The sequence below is a fragment of the Arsenicibacter sp. R0_47 genome (genome assembly GCF_057652235.1).
The window spans coordinates 66,265-86,068 of the sequence record NZ_JBYFCJ010000031.1 but is presented as its reverse complement, the minus strand read 5'-3'; the positions used below and the strand labels follow the sequence as shown (position 1 = coordinate 86,068).

Here is a 19,804-nt window from a genome sequence, read left to right as displayed (position 1 = left end):
TTTAGGTCTGCTTAGTTGCTGCATGATCTTGCGAAGTTAAGCAAGTTCACTGTGCCGATAAATTAGACCATCTCAGTGAAACCATTTAATGAGTAGTATTTACCACTTTGGGATGCACTCTGAATACCAGCTTTAAAGCCAAAACGAAGCCCTTTTGACTCTGATACTGACTTTGATTGATAGACAGGGGCAGGTACATAGGAGGTAGGGGCTTGTGCCGTTGTTTGTGCAGGGGTAGCGGTTGTTTGTATCGTTTGCACTGGTGTTTGTATTGCTTGTACGGCAGTTTGTGCCGGTGCAGACTGAACCACTTTTGTAAACTGTTCCAGTTCTCCATTACTCCCATACCTGAGATAACTAAAGTCAGCTTTCTGTGACCGGAAAATGGGGCCATTCAGATTATTAAAACGTTTGTAAACAATCTCTTTATCGGTTATTTCAGTGACCAGCACTTCTAGCTGTGTACCATCTCGACGAACCAAAAGGTCCGGCTTTGGAGCAGGTGGTTTATTTGTAGAAGATTTTGAGGGAGCCTGGCGAGGTGGTTTGGGTTGTGCATAAGCAGGAATTAAAAGAGCAGCAGGCAGGCTCAATAAGCATACTACCAGCAGCGTGTGGAATGTAGTCAAGTAGTGAGTTTTCATATATGATAAATACTTTATAACAATTTGGTTGCCGTTAACAAGATCAATTTTAGGCATATTTTGAACCTGCTTTTTGTAGAATTTCCCAGTTCGCCAGATTACTTTCCGAAATTCGATAATCGCTTTCCAGCCCATTTTTAACTTAAAATTTCAGGATGAAGGAGACCGGTAATCTGCTCGGAAAGCCTATCTTTACACTGAATAACTTCTCTTTTCCGGCTGTTCTCTATGGGATTGTATAGCAACAAATTGCTATTCTTGTTCGCATTCATGTTAGTCCGAACCAGTATGGGTGTTGCACAGCCATCATTCTTGCCTCTCCAGTCCGGGAAACTTGTCTATGCTCAGAAAATAGAACGGGATGCAATTGTCAAAAAAGACTCTTTACTGTTTGCCGAAGCCTATTATCTGTATGGGAAAACCTATGTAGACGCCGGTGATTATCTGACAGGCAAGCGCTATTTCATGAAGTCGCTTCGAATTGTAGAACAGAATCATCAATCCGATAAAATCAGCAGGATTTATCTCAGGCTATCATGGATAGAGCGGGAGCAAAAGAATTTGACTAAGGCCCTCGAAGAAGCCCGGATTGCTCTGGCTTATGCCCGTAATGGTACCCCGAAAACGCTGATGTCTGCTTATCAGCAGCTGGCCGATATTTACATATTTTTGTATCATGATAGTTTAGCTAACAATCGGCAGCGTCCATTGCTGGATACGATATTTCACTATGGTAAACTGGCTGAGCGGATTGCTTACCAACTCAATGATTCCGTCAGTATAGCAGGGATAAGTGGCATACTTGGGGCAGTCTATCGATTCCGGCATGAGGATCAGGCATACCGCTATTATCAGACAGCTTTAGGCATCCATACAGCATTGAAGCACACTAGCAGTCAGGCTGTAAGTAGTCTGGTGCTTGCACAAACCTATTTAGAATTTAATCAGCCCGAACGAGCGTATCACTTATTGCAGCAGGCAAGTTTATTATATAATTCCTTAAAAGTGAGAGAGTTGTCGATAGAGAGGGATTTGGCTATAGCCTATATGCGATACTATCAACAGACAAAAAACTGGCAAAAGGCATTTGAGCAATCGCAAAGAGTCCGGGGCTTTGAACGTGATCAGATGGTCGCCGACCGGAATGGAGCTGTCACCCGGCTGGGTGTTGATTATGAAATGGCTAAAAAAGAAACAATCCTGAAAAGCCAGCAGCGTGAATTAGCCCTCAGCCAGGATAATCAGAAAACGCAACATCGCCTTCTGCTTATTCTTTCTGCTTTGTTATTGGGAACTGCCTTTGCTAGCGGGGCTTTTTATCGACTGTCAAAGAAGAATCAACGACTTAGCCTTACGAATGCGAATCTGGTACGGGAGCAAAACCATCGTGTCAAAAATAATTTACAAATCATCTCGAGCCTGTTAAGTTTACAATCCAATCGTCTTGTTGATGAAAGTGCCAAAAATGCGGTGGAAGATAGCCAACGACGTATTGAAGTCATGAGTTTACTTCAGCGAAAACTCTATGATGGCGACAATCTGGTTAGTGCTCCCGTAGGCGATTTTATTCGTGAATTAACAGAAATGGTTTTACAGGCATTTAATGAATTGAACCAGGTTAAAACGGTATATCAAATTCCATCGACGCTTACTTTATCCGCCGACTACGTAATGCGTATTGGGTTGATTGTAAATGAGTTGGTTGTGAATGCATGCAAGTACGCGTTTCCGGATAATCCGCATCCTACTTTATACATAGAAGCAGCGTTAGTCAAAAACACATTTCATCTGCGTGTAGCCGACAATGGCAACGGCTTTGATTCATCAGCATCATCAAAATCGTTTGGAATGCGGTTGATTAAAATTCAGGTCGAGCAGTTGTTCGGCACCTCACAATTTGATAGTAAAGATGGTACAACCTTCACAATGACATTTCCTTTACTACCAGTTTTACCAGGTAGCAAAAGGATACAATAGTTTGGTTTATGATGAACTCACTTAAAATCCTCATCATCGAAGACGAGTTGGTGACGGCCTATGACATCCGGGAAACACTGGAGGCAGCCGGGCATACGATAACCGATATTGCCCGTAGTTTACCTGCTGCGATGACTTCCATTCGCACTAATCCTCCTGATCTGGCATTGATTGATATTCATCTGGAACACTCCGTTGAAGATGGAATTTCCATTGCTCAGCATCTCCTTAACCAGTCTCCTTTACCCATTATTTATCTTACTGGCCACTCTGAACAGCACACAATCTCACGAGCCAAACAGACCTGTCCTGCTGCCTATCTGCTTAAGCCGTTCCGGCACAAAGAACTATCGATCCAGGTTGAACTTGCCTATTACAACTACCAAACAACCCAAATTAAATCAGTTGATCCTTTTTTATCGGATAGCCTTTATCTACCCGTCGATCAGGGGAAAGGGTATGTAAAAATCAAAAAGGATGAAGTGCTTTATTTACAAGCCGCCAGAGCGTATGTTGAAGTTTATCTGATAAATGAAAAGCAGGAGCGTGTTTTTTCAATGAATTTAGGCTATCTCGCGCAATTCTTTACAAGTGAGAATTTCTATATTCTTCCTCGTTCTATACTGGTCAATCTTAACTATGTGGAGCGAATCGAAAAAGGTCAGTTTTATGTCCAGGGTCGCTCGGCGCCAGTTCAGTTTTCGGAAAGTAATTACAAAAATTTTCTACAACAATTCGCAATTATAAAAACCCCGTCTAAACGTGAGCACAGGTAAAACTGAAGTAGTCTTTTAAGGATCTGATCAGAAGCTACCGTGGAGAATACAGACTAAGGCATTGACCAGATGCCCGTCCGGAAGGGGCTGGAGGCCGGCGATAAGGCCGAAGTGTTCGGCGAGCTGCACGAAAATGACCAGCTGGTCATGACGGCCACCGAAGAAATCCGCGACGGCAGCGTGGTAACTGTAAAATAATGGTAGTGCGTTCATGGGTGGTAAAGCTGGTTTTGCCCATGAACGTGTTTACACTTGTTCGCATCTCAGGTCCCGGTCTGAAAGTGTAGAACGAAAACATGCATGGATTGGCAGTCTGCGGCAATATCCGGAAAAATACCTTGCTTTGCAGCATGAATCGAATCCTGTATACAAATGCTGCTGACTGGCCGGCATTGATTGCCAGGCTGTCCCTGGCAATCGTCGTGTTTCCGCACGGTGCCCAGAAACTGTTGGGCTGGTTTGGCGGTGGTGGTTTTCAGGGAACCATGGGCTTCCTGACCGGCGATGTGGGACTACCCTGGATACTGGCGTTGCTGGTGATCCTGATCGAATTTTTCGGACCGTTGATGCTCATCGCAGGAGCGGCTACCCGCGTGGCGGCGTTAGGCATTCTGGGCAATTTCATCGGTATTGTCGTGTCGTCGCACCTGAAATCCGGCTTTTTCATGAACTGGTACGCCGAAGCCAACAAGGAGGAAGGGCTTGAATATTTTATTCTGCTTTTCGGCCTGACCCTGATCAGCCTGATTGCCGGTGGTGGTAAAGCGAGCGTAGATGCCGCGTTGATGAAAAGACGCGTGTAGGAGTTTGTACAGGAAACCTCGTTGGGCATGGATAACATATGACCGGGCGCTGACCGGCATTCAGGCTGCTTGTGCTGTATGGCTATCGACTGGCTGTTTTGGAATTGCTGTTTTTCCTGCTTTTCAGGGTTGTTGTAGTCAATAACCATGCTTTGGAAAGCGGTAATGAGTTCGGCCATGCGTGGGTTATCAATCCGCATGATCAGAGAGGTTAAAAAGTACTCATCATCCGAACCAAAGCGATAATCGAACTTCACGAAGTTAAATACACCGGTTTGTGCCTGGTCAAACCATGCCGAAAACTTACGGTTCCTGGCGTTGGCTTACTTTTGGGCAGTACGCGGCCGGCAAGGGGCCAAGCCTGCGACAGGCCGGGCCGCGTTGAGCTGGGCCATTAGATTGACGCTCAGCAGGCCCAGGGCTGCGGTGAGGACGACGGTGGTATGTGGGTAGTGGTGGTACATTGGTTTATGGGTTACGGGATTTTGACAGGTTCTATTTTACTCAGCCTTCCCTGTAAGTCTGTCAATTTTTAATAATTGATAAATTGATAGTCAATGTCTTTATCTTCATTAAAGTTATCCCCATAGCGTAAGTAGTATTTAAGCGTATTCCATGCAGGGAAGTATTTTTTCAAGGGGTCGGAATTAGTCTTCTCCTGAAATTCCGGAAATTTCAGTTGCCAGAATTTATCCAGATTGAGCGGATAAATTCTGGGATCGTCTTCTAGTATTATATGACTCTGCTCATCAATTTTGCCATTCAGAACTATGACGGTTGCCACAGCAGTTTTCCAGTTTATCTCGGGCTTAATTTCAAATGCAATTCGCTCAAATAAACTTTCGTACAAACCGGAAACTGCCGATTTAGCTGTTCTCACTTCTTCTTGTAATTTATCCGATTCATCTAAAAAAAATGATGTTCTGAACCTGCCATCTCGAAAGACTGTTATATCACCTTTGTTCCACTAATTTACTTTTGCTGATTCTCTAATATCATCGGTAAATTGTGAGTAACCATTTAATATGGCTCTTGCTATTTCACTTCCCTTTGATCGTAAGATAATCATTCCAGCACTTACGGTATTATTTGTGGAAATTTGTATTGGATAAATTGCTTCATCCCACTCAGAATTATTGATTGTCTCAATAATTCTTTTTGAACCAATAAAAGTAGGGTTTATTTCAACTTGAATGGGTGGACTAACAGTTGTCCCATTAATTGTTGTCGTTCTCCGTTGTAAAACAGCCTGCCATTCATCTTCCATACTTTTCCAGTCACCATAACGATTTGAAACGGTATTTTGCGGAAAGTAATTTAATTGTTCAACCGGCCCGTTAAACCGCGCGCCTATCATATGTCCTCCATCGTCTACAGTGTTATCGTTAACATTACCATCTTTTTCAAATTTTGCTCTTCGTTGTTCATCGGAATCACGCCGATTAGGTCCATCATGTAACAAGCCAGTTATTTTCTTAACACGCCCTAAATCATCAGTTTCATATTTAAAGTCTATGTCAACTTCATACGTTACATTTAAAAGCAATGGCACCAAATTAAGAAATTGATTTCGTCCCGCTTTTGCGGTTACGGTCCCTACCCCACCTACTGCCTCAATTTTGTTTCCAATTAATTTCGCCCATAACTTAGCATTAGTCCCCGTTGATGAGACTGTTACATTTTTCCGTCCAACTACTTTAGTCTGATAATTATACTGTGTTGTCACATCCCGAATAGCTTTAAGATAATCAAATTTATCTTCGTAATCCGAGGTATACAATTTATCGTAAGCGCTCACCAGGTCAACCGTCAAGTCAGAAATATGCATGGACAGTTTGTTACTGTCAAATGTGGGTTCAAGCACGTCTCCCAGGAATGCCGGTATCTCTCCGGTTGCTGTAAAGCTCAATATCCGATCTACAACAGCTTTTAACTCGGGGTTACTCAGAGTACTTGAGCATAGCTTTGTTACACCTGCTTGTCCATTCATGGTACCTCCCCGTTGCTGTAAGTCCGTCAATGACTGGCAGAGGGTGGGATCGTTCTGGGTGCGGGTTTTACATAAAGCACAATTACTCTGGTCTTTAATAACGCTAATGATTGCCCCTTCGGCAGCAATGTAGGCAACCGGTGTTAATACATTATTCGCTTTGTTTATCAGCGAAACTACCTGTCCCCCTTTTGAGGTACTATTGAAAACAACCTGGCTGGCAGGCTCGAAATTAAGCGTTCCTTTTCCATCAACTACTAATTTCCCTAAGCCCGACAGGCTGCTTTCCAGTGCCTTTTCGGGTTGGCCTAGCACTTCCACAACCATAGCCTCAGCCTCGCTTATTTCGGCAGGTGTGGCATTTAGTTTAGGACTAAACTGCATAGTAGGCTTACCTACGGGCTATAAGGCTTACACACCAGCACACCGATAACATACCTTATACGCCTGCCCTCAACGCTTGCGGGGTATTGGTTTTCAATGATAAGAGTTTCATTTTTAACATATCGTTATATTTTCTCCCCTTTTCACACCATTAAGTTTTTTTGTGAAACATTTCCGTGAAACATCCTTGGATTATCCGAAAGTATCCGGCATCTTTGGGACTGCAACGAGCTAATACAAATGGGTAAAGTCATTGCTGTCGCCAACCAGAAGGGGGGAGTCGGAAAAACAACTACCACGATTAATTTAGCGGCTAGCTTAGCCGCTCTGGAGTTTCGGACGCTTATCGTCGATGCCGATCCACAAGCAAACTCCACGTCGGGTTTAGGATATAATCCAAAGGAAATATCAACCAGCATCTATGAATGCATGGTCGAAGGCGTTGATACACACGATGCAATCATTCAGACGGATTTCCCGAACCTGGATCTGCTGCCGTCACATATCGACCTCGTCGGAGCCGAAATCGAGATGATCAACCTGGGCAACCGGGAAGATAAAATGAAAGATGCCCTGGACGATGTCCGGCAGGAATATGATTTCGTTATTATCGACTGTTCGCCGTCGCTGGGCCTGATTACCATCAACGCCCTTACAGCTGCCGATTCGGTAATTGTACCGGTTCAGTGCGAGTACTTTGCGCTCGAAGGCCTGGGCAAACTCCTGAATACAATCAAGATCATCCAGTCGCGGCTCAATACCCGGCTGACGATTGAGGGTATTCTGCTGACCATGTATGACCTGCGCGTGCGCTTGTCGAATCAGGTTGTCGGTGAGGTAACTTCGCACTTCCAGCAAATGGTCTTCAATACCATCATTCCGCGCAACATCCGTTTGAGCGAATCGCCGAGTTTCGGTGTGCCGGCCCTGGCGCAGGATGCCGAGAGCAAGGGTGCCATCAGCTACCTGAATCTGGCCCGCGAAATCCTGACGAAAAACGGACTGATGCCGCACGACCAACCGGCTTAAACATAAGGCAGGGGGCGAACCGGTTCTCCTGTAATAATCAATTTAATCAGGGGCTTACGAGGGCCGTTGCAGAACGGTACCCGTAAATCATACATCATTAACTAAATGTATGGAGACATTGAATAGTAAAGCACCAAACAAACGGATGACGGGTTTAGGGCGGGGACTCGGTGCGCTGCTCCAGGATAGTGATGCGGTCAACCGGCAGGCCAAACCATCGCCTTATGAGACGATCAGTACCATGAGCGAAATCTCAATCAACCAGATTGAGACGAACCCGTTTCAGCCCCGTACGCGGTTTGACGAAGAAGCCCTGCAGGAGCTGGCCGAATCCATCCGTGTGCAGGGAATTATTCAGCCGATCACTGTCCGGCAACTGGAAAAAGACCGCTATCAGCTGATTTCGGGGGAACGCCGTCTGCAGGCCTCCAAGCTGATCGGCATGGTCACGATTCCGGCCTATATCCGGATGGCCAATGACCAGCAGATGCTGGAAATGGCGCTGATTGAAAACATCCAGCGTGAGAATCTAAACTCCATAGAAATTGCCCTGAGCTATCAGCGCCTCATCACTGAGTGCAGCCTGAAGCAGGAAGAACTGGGCGAGCGGGTCGGCAAAAACCGCACAACGGTCAACAACTACATCCGTTTACTGAAACTACCGCCGGTCATTCAGGCCGCGCTCCGCGATAACGTGATTTCGATGGGACACGCCCGCGCCATTATCAACATCGAGAATCCGGATACGCAGATCCGCATCTTCCGCAAAATTGTCGATGAAGAGTGGTCAGTACGGAAGGTAGAGGAAGCCGTTCGTAACCTGTCAGCAGATGGTACCGAACTGGTTGCCCGCAAGGTGACGCTGCCCAAAATGGAACTGCGGAGCCTGCAGTTTAAGCTGTCGTCGATGTTTGGTACGAAAGTATCAATCAAAGCCGATGAGAAACACAAGGGCGAGATCAAGATTCCGTTTACATCACAGGAAGAGCTGGACAAAATCCTGATGGTTTTGCGCCACGAAGGAAAATAACAGCCGGAAGTTACGAACTGACATGAAGTATCGGGGAGTTTGGGTGTGGATGGTCCTGTTGCTGGCAACCGGTGCGGTTCAGGCACAGAAAAAGGCAGTTGCCGATAGCGTGCGGGTTGGTAATTCGGTGCTGACCGCCGACGACTCTACTGTTGTGAATGCGACCGATACGGTTCGGATCAGCGAGAAGAAAACGGCCGAAATCCGCAAGATTATTCCGCGTCAGGCAACCATCCGCTCGGCGATTTTGCCTGGTTTGGGCCAGATTTATAATGGACAGCCCTGGAAAGTGCCGTTTGTGTATGCGGCCCTGGGCACGGAGGTGTACCTGATCGTTGATTTCAATAAAAAATACCTTCAGTTCGAATCGGCTTACCGGACCGCTTACGAGGATAAATCGACCGGCGAAAATGCGAAAACAGCCGTTGTCCGTATCAAACGGGATGGTCAGTGGCAGGATGTACGCTTTGGCGTTGCACAGTTGAAGACCATTACAGACATCTATCACCGGTATCGGGATCTGAACGTGATTCTGATGGCGGCGTTCTGGGGGCTGAATGCGGTTGAAGCCAACGTGGCGGCTCACCTGAAAACGTTTGACATGTCGGATGATCTGTCGATGCAGGTAAAGCCAATGCTGATCCCGAACTTAGCCGGTGGTCCGCCGATATTGGGGGCTAAACTTACGCTGACGATTAAATAAACGGGGATTTCGGTCTTTTAGAACGAAACGAAAATAGCTTTTACATGAATATTCTGTTGCTCGGCTACGGTAAAATGGGGCGCACCATTGAAAAGATTGCGCTTGACCGTGGCCATCACATTGCCGGACGGATCGATGTTTCTAACCGTCAGGAAATGGAATCCCTCAGTGGCGACGCTGTGGATGTGGTTATTGAATTCAGCTCACCTGAATCGGCTTTCGAAAATATAACCTATTGCCTGCAACGCGGATGGCCTGTTGTCAGCGGTACAACCGGCTGGCTCAACCACCGCGCAGAGGTGGAAGCACTGTGTGAGCAGCACAAGGGTGCTTTCTTCTACGCATCGAACTACAGCATCGGCGTGAATCTGTTTTTCCGGCTGAACAAGGTACTGGCGCAGTTTATGAAAAACTATCCGTCGTACGAGGTGTCCATGACCGAAATTCACCATACGGAAAAGAAAGACGCGCCGAGCGGAACCGCCATTACGCTGGCTGAAGGTATTCTGGAAAACCTGCCGGGCAAAACCGGCTGGGCCGAAAAAAGTCCTGAGGCTGTAGCCGGGAGTGTGCTGGAAATCGAATCCCTGCGCGAAGGGGTGGTGCCGGGAACGCACATTATCCGCTATGGGTCGGAGGTTGATCAGATCGAGATTTCACATATCGCCCACAGCCGGCAGGGGTTTGCCCTTGGTGCCGTTGTGGCGGCTGAATGGCTGGTTGGCAAGCAGGGTATTTTCGGAATGGATGACCTGTTAGGAGAGTAGCAAAGATTGAATTAGTCGAAAAAAAGAAAACGTTGTGTCAGAGGTAAATACAAAACCGCAGATTAAATCGGACAAGCCGAAAAAATCACCAGCCCGCGAGTGGTTCGACTCGATATTGTTTGCTGTTGTGGCTGCTACCCTCATCCGGTGGCTGTTTATGGAAGCGTTCACAATTCCGACGCCATCCATGGAGCGAAGCCTGATGGTAGGCGACTTCCTGTTTGTCAGCAAGCTGCATTACGGAACGCGGACACCGCGCACGCCGCTACAGGTGCCGCTTACCCACCAGAAAATATGGGGAACTGAGATTCCGTCGTTCAGCGATGCGATTCAGTTGCCGTCGTTCCGGTTACCGGGCTTCACCCATGTCAAAAACGGGGATGTCGTGGTATTCAACTTCCCGACTGAAGAGCAATACCCGCCGGATCTGCGGACAAACTACATCAAGCGTTGCATCGGTATTCCGGGCGATGTGGTCGAAGTACGTCACCGTCAGGTCTATGTAAACGGAAAGGAATCGGTTAATCCGCCGCGGATGCAGTTGTCGTATTTTCTGGACACGACAAACCCTGATCTGAATGATGCTTTCTTCCGTCAGTTCGATATTGTGAACGATTACCGCAAAGGCAGTGAGACGTATAACTGGCAGCCGATTGAGCAATACAATGACTCAACAAAAACCAATGCGCTGGTAGGCTACAAGCTCGTGACAAACGCCGAAACGATTGAAAAATTCAAGCAGTTTGACTGGTGTAAGAAGATTGTGCCATATGACGAAAACCGTCCGGAGAAACCATCGCCATACTCACAGATCTACGGCGGCGCGCTGATGAACTGGACCATCGACAATTTCGGGCCGCTGACGGTGCCGAAGAAAGGCGTAACCATTAAGCTGGACTCGGTGAACATTGCGCTGTATGGCACCGTGATTCAGAAATACGAAGATAACGGCAAGGTAGAGGTAACGCCGAAGCAGATCACCATCGAGGGTAAGCCGGTTACCTCATACACCTTCAAGCAGGATTATTACTTCATGATGGGGGATAACCGGCATAATTCATACGATTCACGGTACTGGGGCTTTGTGCCGGAAGATCACATCGTCGGTAAAGCCGTCTTTATCTGGATGTCAATCGACCCGAATCCGGAAAGCTTCTGGAATAAAATCCGCTGGAACCGCTTATTCCGGATTATTGAGTAAGCAGGTCAGGATTAACGCATAAAAAAGGGGCGGTGGATCAACCATCGCCCCTTTCTCTTTTACGATATACGGTCGTTTACCAGTCAATCTCCGGCAGACCCTGTTCGCGGAGGTATTCGTTGGCCTGGCTGAAATGTTTATTGCCGAACCAGCCGCCCCATTGGGCTGCCATCGGCGAAGGATGCTTTGATTTAAGGACTAAATGCTTCGAGGCATCGATAACAGCGCCTTTCTTCTGCGCATAAGCGCCCCATAGCATAAAGACAATATGTTCTTTCTGCTCGGAAAGCACTTTGATGGCAGCATCCGTAAAGGTTTCCCAGCCCTTGCCCTGATGCGAGCCCGCCTGGCCGGCCCGGACCGTAAGCGTGGCGTTCAGGAGCAGAACCCCCTGCACGGCCCAGCGCTCGAGGTTGCCGGATTTGGGAACGGGAATGCCCAGATCGTCCTGAATTTCCTTAAAAATATTGATGAGCGAAGGCGGTTTGGTGACCCCGTCGGCTACAGAAAATGACAGGCCATTTGCCTGACCTTCACCGTGGTAAGGGTCCTGACCAAGGATCACAACCCGCGTGTCATCAAAACTGCATTTATCAAAAGCATTGAAAATAAGACGTCCGGGAGGGTATACGCGCTGGGTACTGTATTCGTGTCGGACAAACTCAGCCAGCTCCTGAAAATAAGGCTTGTCGAATTCAGGTTGAAGCCGTTGTTGCCATGACTCGGCGATTGCAACTTTCATGGGAATGCGTGAAAAAAAACGTTTGCTGCTTGCGAAAGTAAACTAATCAACCTAATTTTCGTTTCAAGGTTGTCAAGAACGGCAAAAATTTATGGTTTCGGCAGTTACAGAAGGCATAAAGGTTAGCGTAAGGACGGAATATCAGGCCGAGTACTCAAGCCCGCTTCAATCACATTACGTATTTACCTACCGCATCACCATCGAGAACGCCAGTGAGTATACCATTCAGTTGCTCCGGCGTCACTGGACGATTTACGATTCAAACGGAACGGTTCGCGAAGTCGAAGGCGAAGGCGTGGTCGGGCAACAACCGGTGCTTGAGCCCGGCGAAGTACACGAGTACGTTTCGGGCTGCAACCTGCGCTCCAGCATGGGTAAAATGATCGGCCATTACCTTGTCGAACGCATTATTGACGGAAAATACGTCAGCGTAGCCATCCCTGAATTTACCATGGTGGCTCCGTTCAAGTTGAATTAAACGCTTCCACGTTGATTATTCCCTATTTACGGTACGCAGTTAAGGCCGGGAACGAGCATTCCCTGCATTCTCCGTTTTTGTTTGATCTGTACCGGCAAACCATCCGACCTGAAAGAAAAGGCGCTGACGAGCCGTTTTTCGCGCAGATAGAAGCGCTCCGGCGCGAACTGAAACAAAGCCGCGAAGAACTGGCCGTTGTTGATTTAGGGGCCGGTTCCCGTCTGACGCCGGCCAACACGCGGACGGTAGGGGCTATTGCCCGCCACTCGGCGAAATCACCGGCCTATGCGCAACTGCTGTACCGCCTGAGCCAACGTTTTCAGGCGCGTACCATTTTTGATTTAGGTACATCGCTTGGCCTCACAACTGCTTATCTTGCCAAAGGCGCTGCCAGGACCGGCGGCTTTGTAACCAGCTTTGAAGGGTGTCCGGCAACGGCAGAAAAGGCACGTCAGCATCTGGCCCGGCTCGGGTGTAACCAGGTAGAGGTCCTCGTAGGCGATCTGGCCGCAACCTTGCCGGAACAGGTACAGAAGGTAGCGCAGCTGGATATGGTGTTCTTCGATGCCAATCACCGGTATACGCCTACTGTTCAGTATTTTAATGTATGTTTACCCAAAATACATAACGATTCTGTGTTTATCTTTGATGATATTCATTGGTCGAACGAAATGGAACAGGCCTGGGCAACGATTAAAGACCATCCGGATGTAACCGCAACGGTCGATCTCTTCGGCGTAGGACTGGTTTTCTTTCGTAAAGAACAGTTGAAACAACACTTTACCCTGCGTTTCTGATCTGCTTTTCGCATGAAGTATTTCTTATCTTATCAAATCGCCCTGGCGGGTGTCGTTGGCATCGCTATACTGGTTGGCTCGTGTCAGCAAACCGGCACGGATGCAAAACCTGCTGATGAGTCCAGTTTCGGACTCATGCAGAAAAAAATCCTGACGCCTTCCTGCGCTACGGCCGGTTGCCATGCATCGGAAAAAGATGCGGCGTTTAAGCAGCACGGACTCGTTCTGGCAGAAGGCGCAGCGTATCAGAATCTGGTGGGCGTAGCACCGGCCAATACCGATGCGAAGGCCGATGGGTATCTCCGTGTCAAAGCGTTTGCGTCGCTACAAAGCCTCCTGTATTATAAGCTGAACTTTGAGCCGGCACACCATGCCACAAAACAGTATGGTAATCCGATGCCGTTGGGTGGTGATGCATTGTCGGTGGGTAAAATTGAGTTTATCCGGCGGTGGATTGAAGCCGGTGCGCCGAAGGATGGTAATGTTGTGGATGCATCCCTGCTGGATGATACGACACCGAGCTATGTGACATCGCTTTTTGAAGCCTTACCGGTACCGGCTGCAACGGAAGGGCGGCAGATGAGCCTGCCGCAGTTTACCGTCGCCCCGAATTTTGAACGGGAACTGTTTATGCGCCGGATGGTTGGCAATACGGGCGACATGTATGTTAATCGTATCCAGATCAAAATGCGGCCGAACAGCCACCATTTTGTTGCCTATTCGTTTTCCAACGCGTCCTATCCGCCGCTTGATCAGGTACGTGACCTGCGGAATGCCGACGGATCGCTGAATCTGACAACCTTCCTGACGATGCAGAACCATGTGTTTCTGGCCGGCAGCCAGTCAGCAAGCTACGATTATACATTCCCTGCCGGAACAGCGCTGCTTTTACCGGCCAATACATCGCTGGATATGAATTCGCACTATGTCAATAAGACAACTGCCCCCATTCCCGGCGAAGTGTCCATGAACCTGTACTCAGTGGATAAATCAAAGGTGCAGACGGTTGTGCAAACGCTTAATCTGGCTAACCAGAGCCTGAATATCCCGGCAAATTCGCGGGTGACGCTGTCCAAGACTTTTACCTTCAATAAGCCAAGAACAATTCTGGCCCTGACCTCGCACACGCACAAGCTCGGTGAGAAGTTTGTCATCAAGATTTATGGCGGTACGCGGAACGGGGAAGTGCTGTATACGGCGACGGACTGGGAGCATCCGGACATTCTTACCTTTAAAACGCCGGTTACGCTGAAAGCAGGAGAGGGGCTGATCTCGGAGATTACCTACAACAATACAACCAACAAAGCGGTTGGCTTCGGTCTCACCAGCGAAGATGAGATGGGGATTATTTTCGGCTACTTTTACGAAAATTAAGCTCGAAACGTAGCACAAAAAAAGTGGTGGCACGATTCTGAATCGTGCCACCACTACAAAAAGATTTAAAAGCAGAACGGAATGTCATTCCGTTCTACAATGTATTTACCGGGCTACTTCAACATTCACACGGCGTCCTTTAATGGTATTGCCTTCCATGGCGTCCAGCACACTGTTTACGGCATCATTCGGTACATCAACGTACGTGAATTTGTCATAGATGTCGATGTGGCCGATGCTGTTACCCGGAATGTTTGATTCACCGGCAATGGCACCAACAATATCACCCGGACGAACAAAATCCTTACGGCCGATGCTTACGAACAGACGGGTCATGTGTGCTTCACGCTCCCGTGGTTCGCGTGGCTGACGGCGGTCGTCTGAAGAACCACGGCGGTCACCGCCGCTGCGTTCGCGGTCACCGAAGCGACTCCGGCGGTCATCACCGCCAAACCGGCTGCCTTCACGCTCACGGTCGCCGAAGCGGCCCCGGCGATCATCGCCACCGAAGCGGCTACCTTCGCGTTCGCGGTCGCCAAACCGGCCACCCCGACGGTCATCACGGTCACCTGAGCGGCCGTTGCGGTCCTTACGGTCGCCCCGACGATCATCTTCCAGTGCCAGATTCTGATCAGAGAATTCGTTTTTCTCGATACCCATGCTACGTTTCACCAGGGCGGCAACAACCTGTTCAGTAGACAGGCCTGCGTGCTGTAGCTGCGTCAATACATCTTCAAACAGCGACAGATCGTTGCTGGCTTCGATGGTCTGCTGCAGTTGCTCAATGAAACGGGCTTTCCGGATACCGACGATATCTTCAAACGAAGGAATTACGCCTTTATCTACCTTAACCTTTGTATAGGTCTGGATTTCGCGGAAACGGAATTTCTCGTCACGGCTTACCAGTGAGAACGCACGGCCTGATTTGCCCGCGCGACCTGTACGGCCGATCCGGTGTACGTAATATTCTTCGTCGAGCGGAATGTCGAAGTTAATAACCGCATCCACATCGTCAACGTCAATACCACGGGCGGCTACGTCAGTAGCTACCAGGATGTTGGTTGTACCGGCACGGAACTTCGCCATAACGTTATTCCGCTGCGACTGGCGCAGGTCACCGTGCAGGCCTTCGGCCATATAGCCGCGGATCTGCATGTCTTCCACGATTTCGTCGACTTTGCGTTTCGTGTTACAGAAAACGAGCATCAGCTTCAGGTCGTACATGTCGATCAGACGGCACATTACCTCCGCTTTTGCTTTTGGTTTCACTTCGAAATAAACCTGCTCAATGTTCTGGTTGGTCAGTTCTTTCTTAACTACCTTCACCAGTACAGGCTCTTTCTGGAAGCGCTGCGTCATGGCCATAATCGGCTTCGACATAGTAGCCGAGAACAGAATCGTCTGACGCTCTTCCGGCATATCTTCCAGAATGCTTTCGATATCTTCGCGGAAGCCCATGTCTAACATTTCATCGGCTTCGTCGAGAATCATCATTTTTACGTTATCGAGCTTCAGGGTGTTACGTTCCATGTGGTCCATAACGCGGCCTGGTGTGCCGATTACGATATGCACGCCACCTTTCAGGGCACGGATCTGGCGTTCGATAGAATCACCGCCGTAGATGGCTTCAACGCGGAGACCGCGCTTGTGTTTCGACAGTTTGCGGATTTCGTCCGCTACCTGAAGGGCCAGTTCACGCGTCGGGCAAAGCACCAGCGTCTGAACTGAACGTTCAGTGATATCAATCATTTCAAGGGCAGGGATACCAAACGCGGCGGTTTTGCCGGTACCGGTTTGCGCCTGACCAATTACATCACGTCCTGATAAAATGTGCGGGATTGCTTCAGCCTGGATAGGTGACGGGGTTACAAAGCCCATGTCATCGATGGCGCGCTGTATGTCATCCGAAAGGTTGAGGTCGTGAAAAGTGCGTTGATTCGGGTTGTTCAAAGACTTAGGTTGTTCTGTAACAACAGATTGTTCCAATACGTCTGATTGGTTTTGTTCCAATTCGATCATGATGTTATAAATAATAAAAAAAACATCCCAAGCAACAGACGATCTGCCTGCTGACGGTACTGGTGAACTATGCTTTGCAGAAATATACCCAACGAAGTTGCCCCACCTGATTCCCCAAGGCCCTAAGCCTAAACCCTTGCGCGAAGTTGACCGCGCTGAACCATTTTAAGACCAACAGTGATGTGATTCCCCTACGTATTGATAGCCCACAGAGACCGTCGGATCATCCGTACCGGTTCTGTCTGATAAAATTGAAGAACTGAAAGTAGCAGGAAAAAACAATGGTTTTTTCGTTACGCCTTTCTTCGTTTTGACCGAGATAAAAAAACAGAAGCTTGACGGATGTCGCTTGTAAAACTTTTACAAAAGTAAGAAGAAACTAATAAAAAAGCAACTATGAGCTTTATAAGATTGCATTATTTTTATTTTTCAGCCTCTATAATGTATTCTCTTAGCCGGAAAAATTTGTACTATCCGGCTAAGAGAAAAAGTTTATATGGTTTAAACCGGCAGAAGCCGAACATCTACGGCAATATCCTTGCCTTCGGCATTTTTGCCAAGTTTAAATTCTACTTCGTCCTCAATCTGTAATTCGTTGAAATCAGAGTCGATCAGGCTGGTATAATGAAAAAACAGGTTATTCGGCGGGTAGTTGATAAACCCGTACCCGGTTTTCAGGCTCCGGATCGTACTGATTCTGCGTTCTTCCGGATCAGCATCCAGCAGTTCATCATCAAACGAGGAATCCTGATCGAAGCCGGTTGTCAGCAGCCCGCTGGTGCTGGTAGTGCCTGGCACCGAAAAGCTGGGACGGGGCTGTTGTTTGACAAACAGATTCTGAACCGTCGGATCATTCTTACGGAGCCGGTTGTCGATCATCTCGTGCATGGCTACCGGATACGATACTTCGGCCAGCAGATCCTGGGATGTGCGGGTGACAAGCTTTTCGCCTTCATCATTAAAGAACTCGAAGTCCCAGCTCAGAACCATCACGCGGGTACCCAGTGTATTCAGTTTACGGATAAGTGGAACATAGTCGCCGTCGGCAGTAATTAATACTAATACGTCAAATTTTTTATAAAGTGCCAGTTCAAAGGCTTCCAGGGCAAGCCAGACATCAATTCCTTTTTCCTGCCGGAATCCCTGATATGTTTTTACCGGTAGATAATGGGTAACAACGCCCTCCGACATCAGAATGTCATCAAAAAGGCGGTCATAAAAAAGCTGATTGCCGCGTTGATGCGCCTCATGCGCGTTCAGGCGACCTCTGAAATAATGGGCATCTACAATCTGGCAGAGCCGTACATCCGCACCTTCTTCTTCTGAAATCTGACGGCGGATGAATTCGTGTAAACCGGAAATACTTATTCGACTGCGACGTTCGTGAGAGTAGTTATAGTAATTGCTGACGTGTAAGAAATAATTACCATCGTAAAAAACTCCGATACGGGTTAACCCATGACGAGTGTTAGGCATATTTGTTTTTTTATCTATTATTTTATTTACAATTTTTCTGTTTTTACAACCTATGAGGATGACTTATCAGTATGGACAGCTATTGTGGCGTGATTGATAGATAGACACCGGATAAGAATAATACTGTATAATCAGAGTAGTCTTACTGCTGGTATAAACGATATTGTATAGCGCACAGCGTGCAGAAATTCATATTAATAAACGCAAAAATACGATGATTTTCGCAGTAATTAAAGCGGATAGGTATCTTTGCCTACTCGTAGAAAAACTGCACTATGCGCAACGTATTATTCATAGACCGCGACGGAACGCTGATTATTGAACCCCAGTCTGACTTCCAGATTGACTCGCTGGAAAAGCTTGAATTCATCCCCGGTGTTTTATCAGCGCTGCGAAAAATCGCGGAAGAAACTGATTACGAACTGGTAATGGTGACGAATCAGGATGGCCTCGGAACCGATATTTTTCCGGAAGCGACATTCTGGCCGGCCCACCGGAAAATGCTGACAACCTTTGCGGGTGAAAATATTCACTTCGCAGCCGAGCACATTGACCGTCATTTCCCCCACGATAACTCAACAACCCGTAAGCCAGGCATCGGTATGCTAAGCCAATACCTGACCGGAGAATACGACCTGGCCAATAGTTATGTTATCGGTGACCGGATGACGGATGTCCAGCTGGCGATCAATCTGGGCGCCAAAGCCATTCTGTTTTTACCGCCTAACCTGTCACAAACTACGCAAATGGCTGATATTGCCGGCCTGACGGAGTCAATGGAACAGACGATTGCGCTCAAAACCGACAGCTGGCACGCCATTTATGAATTCCTGCGTCTGCCGGCCCGTACGGCTTCTGTAGAACGTAATACGAAAGAAACGCAGATCCGGATTGAGTTGAATCTGGATGGTACCGGAAAATCATCCATGAAAACCGGTCTCGGCTTTTTCGATCACATGCTGGACCAGGTAGCCAAGCATTCCGGGGCCGACCTCAGCATTGAGGTGAACGGTGATCTGCATATTGACGAACATCATACCATCGAAGACACTGCACTGGCCCTCGGTGAAGCCTATCGCAAGGCCCTCGGCGACAAACGGGGCATCAGCCGGTATGGCTTCCTGCTGCCGATGGATGAGGCCTTGGCGCAGGTAGCCATTGATTTCTCCGGCCGGCCGTGGCTGGTATGGGAGGCTGAATTCCGCCGCGAAAAAATCGGGGATATGCCGACCGAAATGTTCTTCCATTTTTTTAAATCATTCTCCGATACGGCTTTATGTAATCTGAATATTAAGGTGGAGGGTGATAACGAGCATCACAAAATTGAAGCGGTTTTTAAGGCGTTTGCGAAGGCCATCAAAATGGCCGTTAGCCGGAACATCGCCGAAATTGATAACCTGCCCAGTACAAAAGGCGTTCTGTAACGGGCATAAACTTTCTGAAAAGGCAGGGGAATAGGGTTGCAAAACCACTCCTCATTGCCGTACTTTGCCAAAAAAACAACCTGGTTCAGATTATGGATTTGTCAACTCCTTTAACGCTCCTGTTCTATGCTGTTTTGTTAACTGCCGCATTCATTGCAGGCCGTTGGCTGCAACGCAAAGAGCGGAACTA

At 47.9% G+C, this 19,804-nt stretch carries 19 protein-coding genes; 13 read left to right on the top strand and 6 right to left on the bottom strand.

Annotated elements, in window-relative coordinates; genetic code table 11:
- Window positions 1-62: 62 nt before the first annotated feature.
- A complete protein-coding gene (locus AC23NW_RS30485) occupies window positions 63-779 on the bottom strand; it encodes a hypothetical protein (protein ID WP_487454271.1) in 717 nt (238 codons plus the stop codon).
- Window positions 780-932: 153 nt separating this feature from the next.
- Between AC23NW_RS30485 and AC23NW_RS30480 the strand changes: the two genes are divergently transcribed.
- From AC23NW_RS30480 to AC23NW_RS30465, 4 genes are all read left to right on the top strand, one after another.
- The gene (locus AC23NW_RS30480; protein WP_487454270.1) at window positions 933-2,621 is read left to right on the top strand and encodes a histidine kinase dimerization/phosphoacceptor domain -containing protein; all 1,689 of its coding nucleotides are present in this window, start codon (window positions 933-935) and stop codon (window positions 2,619-2,621) included.
- Between the two features lie 8 nt (window positions 2,622-2,629).
- On the top strand, window positions 2,630-3,397 hold the full coding sequence (locus AC23NW_RS30475; protein ID WP_487454268.1) for a response regulator: 768 nt from the start codon (window positions 2,630-2,632) through the stop codon (window positions 3,395-3,397).
- Window positions 3,398-3,466: 69 nt separating this feature from the next.
- A complete protein-coding gene (locus AC23NW_RS30470; RefSeq protein ID WP_487454266.1) occupies window positions 3,467-3,595 on the top strand; it encodes a hypothetical protein in 129 nt (42 codons plus the stop codon).
- A gap of 152 nt (window positions 3,596-3,747) precedes the next feature.
- On the top strand, window positions 3,748-4,200 hold the full coding sequence (locus AC23NW_RS30465) for a DoxX family protein (RefSeq protein ID WP_487454265.1): 453 nt from the start codon (window positions 3,748-3,750) through the stop codon (window positions 4,198-4,200).
- A 532-nt stretch (window positions 4,201-4,732) separates the two neighbouring features.
- Here the strand turns inward: AC23NW_RS30465 and AC23NW_RS30460 are convergent.
- Both AC23NW_RS30460 and AC23NW_RS30455 read right to left on the bottom strand, forming a co-directional pair.
- Window positions 4,733-5,080: a hypothetical protein gene (locus tag AC23NW_RS30460; RefSeq protein WP_487454263.1), complete on the bottom strand. Its 348-nt coding sequence runs from the start codon at window positions 5,078-5,080 to the stop codon at window positions 4,733-4,735.
- A gap of 87 nt (window positions 5,081-5,167) precedes the next feature.
- Window positions 5,168-6,574 (bottom strand): DNA/RNA non-specific endonuclease, encoded by a 1,407-nt coding sequence (locus AC23NW_RS30455; RefSeq protein WP_487454261.1) that lies wholly within the window; start codon window positions 6,572-6,574, stop codon window positions 5,168-5,170.
- A 240-nt stretch (window positions 6,575-6,814) separates the two neighbouring features.
- Between AC23NW_RS30455 and AC23NW_RS30450 the strand changes: the two genes are divergently transcribed.
- The 5 genes from AC23NW_RS30450 to lepB all read left to right on the top strand — a co-directional run bounded on the left by AC23NW_RS30450 (window position 6,815) and on the right by lepB (window position 11,304).
- Window positions 6,815-7,603, top strand: a complete 789-nt coding sequence (locus tag AC23NW_RS30450) for a ParA family protein (protein ID WP_293834669.1) — start codon at window positions 6,815-6,817, stop codon at window positions 7,601-7,603.
- Window positions 7,604-7,712: 109 nt separating this feature from the next.
- Complete coding sequence (locus AC23NW_RS30445) at window positions 7,713-8,633, top strand: ParB/RepB/Spo0J family partition protein (protein ID WP_487454260.1); 921 nt, start codon at window positions 7,713-7,715, stop codon at window positions 8,631-8,633.
- Window positions 8,634-8,655: 22 nt separating this feature from the next.
- Window positions 8,656-9,336, top strand: a complete 681-nt coding sequence (locus AC23NW_RS30440; protein ID WP_487454258.1) for a DUF5683 domain-containing protein — start codon at window positions 8,656-8,658, stop codon at window positions 9,334-9,336.
- Window positions 9,337-9,380: 44 nt separating this feature from the next.
- Window positions 9,381-10,103, top strand: a complete 723-nt coding sequence (gene dapB / locus AC23NW_RS30435) for a 4-hydroxy-tetrahydrodipicolinate reductase (RefSeq protein WP_487454256.1) — start codon at window positions 9,381-9,383, stop codon at window positions 10,101-10,103.
- 34 nt (window positions 10,104-10,137) lie between these two features.
- A complete protein-coding gene (lepB, locus tag AC23NW_RS30430; protein WP_487454254.1) occupies window positions 10,138-11,304 on the top strand; it encodes a signal peptidase I in 1,167 nt (388 codons plus the stop codon).
- Window positions 11,305-11,380: 76 nt separating this feature from the next.
- On the opposite strand, the gene ung is transcribed toward lepB, so the two are convergent.
- Window positions 11,381-12,046 carry a uracil-DNA glycosylase gene (gene ung / locus AC23NW_RS30425; protein ID WP_293834660.1) on the bottom strand — a complete coding sequence of 222 codons (666 nt, stop codon included), beginning with the start codon at window positions 12,044-12,046 and terminating at the stop codon, window positions 11,381-11,383.
- 91 nt (window positions 12,047-12,137) lie between these two features.
- On the opposite strand from ung, the gene apaG reads away from it, so the two are divergent.
- Genes apaG through AC23NW_RS30410 form a run of 3 tightly spaced genes read left to right on the top strand, consistent with a single transcriptional unit; the run spans window position 12,138 to window position 14,695 of the window.
- Window positions 12,138-12,524, top strand: coding sequence for a Co2+/Mg2+ efflux protein ApaG (gene apaG, locus AC23NW_RS30420; protein ID WP_293834658.1), 387 nt, complete (start codon window positions 12,138-12,140; stop codon window positions 12,522-12,524).
- 11 nt (window positions 12,525-12,535) lie between these two features.
- A complete protein-coding gene (locus AC23NW_RS30415) occupies window positions 12,536-13,321 on the top strand; it encodes an O-methyltransferase (protein WP_487454253.1) in 786 nt (261 codons plus the stop codon).
- A gap of 12 nt (window positions 13,322-13,333) precedes the next feature.
- Window positions 13,334-14,695 (top strand): monooxygenase, encoded by a 1,362-nt coding sequence (locus AC23NW_RS30410; RefSeq protein ID WP_487454251.1) that lies wholly within the window; start codon window positions 13,334-13,336, stop codon window positions 14,693-14,695.
- 105 nt (window positions 14,696-14,800) lie between these two features.
- Here AC23NW_RS30410 and AC23NW_RS30405 read toward each other — a convergent pair whose 3' ends face one another.
- Both AC23NW_RS30405 and AC23NW_RS30400 read right to left on the bottom strand, forming a co-directional pair.
- On the bottom strand, window positions 14,801-16,714 hold the full coding sequence (locus AC23NW_RS30405; protein ID WP_487454249.1) for a DEAD/DEAH box helicase: 1,914 nt from the start codon (window positions 16,712-16,714) through the stop codon (window positions 14,801-14,803).
- 501 nt (window positions 16,715-17,215) lie between these two features.
- Window positions 17,216-18,190 (bottom strand): NYN domain-containing protein, encoded by a 975-nt coding sequence (locus tag AC23NW_RS30400; RefSeq protein ID WP_293834651.1) that lies wholly within the window; start codon window positions 18,188-18,190, stop codon window positions 17,216-17,218.
- 275 nt (window positions 18,191-18,465) lie between these two features.
- Between AC23NW_RS30400 and hisB the strand changes: the two genes are divergently transcribed.
- Window positions 18,466-19,614: a bifunctional histidinol-phosphatase/imidazoleglycerol-phosphate dehydratase HisB gene (gene hisB / locus AC23NW_RS30395; RefSeq protein WP_293834649.1), complete on the top strand. Its 1,149-nt coding sequence runs from the start codon at window positions 18,466-18,468 to the stop codon at window positions 19,612-19,614.
- Window positions 19,615-19,804: the final 190 nt, after the last annotated feature.

Excerpts from the sequence above, each read along its gene's own strand:
- AC23NW_RS30485 (WP_487454271.1), bottom strand. The coding sequence starts at position 779 with ATGGGCTGGAAAGCGATTATCGAATTTCGGAAAGTAATCTGGCGAACT.
- AC23NW_RS30480 (WP_487454270.1), top strand. The coding sequence starts at position 933 with ATGGGTGTTGCACAGCCATCATTCTTGCCTCTCCAGTCCGGGAAACTT.
- AC23NW_RS30475 (WP_487454268.1), top strand. The coding sequence starts at position 2,630 with ATGATGAACTCACTTAAAATCCTCATCATCGAAGACGAGTTGGTGACG.
- AC23NW_RS30470 (WP_487454266.1), top strand. The coding sequence starts at position 3,467 with ATGCCCGTCCGGAAGGGGCTGGAGGCCGGCGATAAGGCCGAAGTGTTC.
- AC23NW_RS30465 (WP_487454265.1), top strand. The coding sequence starts at position 3,748 with ATGAATCGAATCCTGTATACAAATGCTGCTGACTGGCCGGCATTGATT.
- AC23NW_RS30455 (WP_487454261.1), bottom strand. The coding sequence starts at position 6,574 with ATGCAGTTTAGTCCTAAACTAAATGCCACACCTGCCGAAATAAGCGAG.
- AC23NW_RS30450 (WP_293834669.1), top strand. The coding sequence starts at position 6,815 with ATGGGTAAAGTCATTGCTGTCGCCAACCAGAAGGGGGGAGTCGGAAAA.
- AC23NW_RS30445 (WP_487454260.1), top strand. The coding sequence starts at position 7,713 with ATGGAGACATTGAATAGTAAAGCACCAAACAAACGGATGACGGGTTTA.
- AC23NW_RS30440 (WP_487454258.1), top strand. The coding sequence starts at position 8,656 with ATGAAGTATCGGGGAGTTTGGGTGTGGATGGTCCTGTTGCTGGCAACC.
- dapB (WP_487454256.1), top strand. The coding sequence starts at position 9,381 with ATGAATATTCTGTTGCTCGGCTACGGTAAAATGGGGCGCACCATTGAA.
- ung (WP_293834660.1), bottom strand. The coding sequence starts at position 12,046 with ATGAAAGTTGCAATCGCCGAGTCATGGCAACAACGGCTTCAACCTGAA.
- apaG (WP_293834658.1), top strand. The coding sequence starts at position 12,138 with ATGGTTTCGGCAGTTACAGAAGGCATAAAGGTTAGCGTAAGGACGGAA.
- AC23NW_RS30410 (WP_487454251.1), top strand. The coding sequence starts at position 13,334 with ATGAAGTATTTCTTATCTTATCAAATCGCCCTGGCGGGTGTCGTTGGC.
- AC23NW_RS30405 (WP_487454249.1), bottom strand. The coding sequence starts at position 16,714 with ATGATCGAATTGGAACAAAACCAATCAGACGTATTGGAACAATCTGTT.
- AC23NW_RS30400 (WP_293834651.1), bottom strand. The coding sequence starts at position 18,190 with ATGCCTAACACTCGTCATGGGTTAACCCGTATCGGAGTTTTTTACGAT.
- hisB (WP_293834649.1), top strand. The coding sequence starts at position 18,466 with ATGCGCAACGTATTATTCATAGACCGCGACGGAACGCTGATTATTGAA.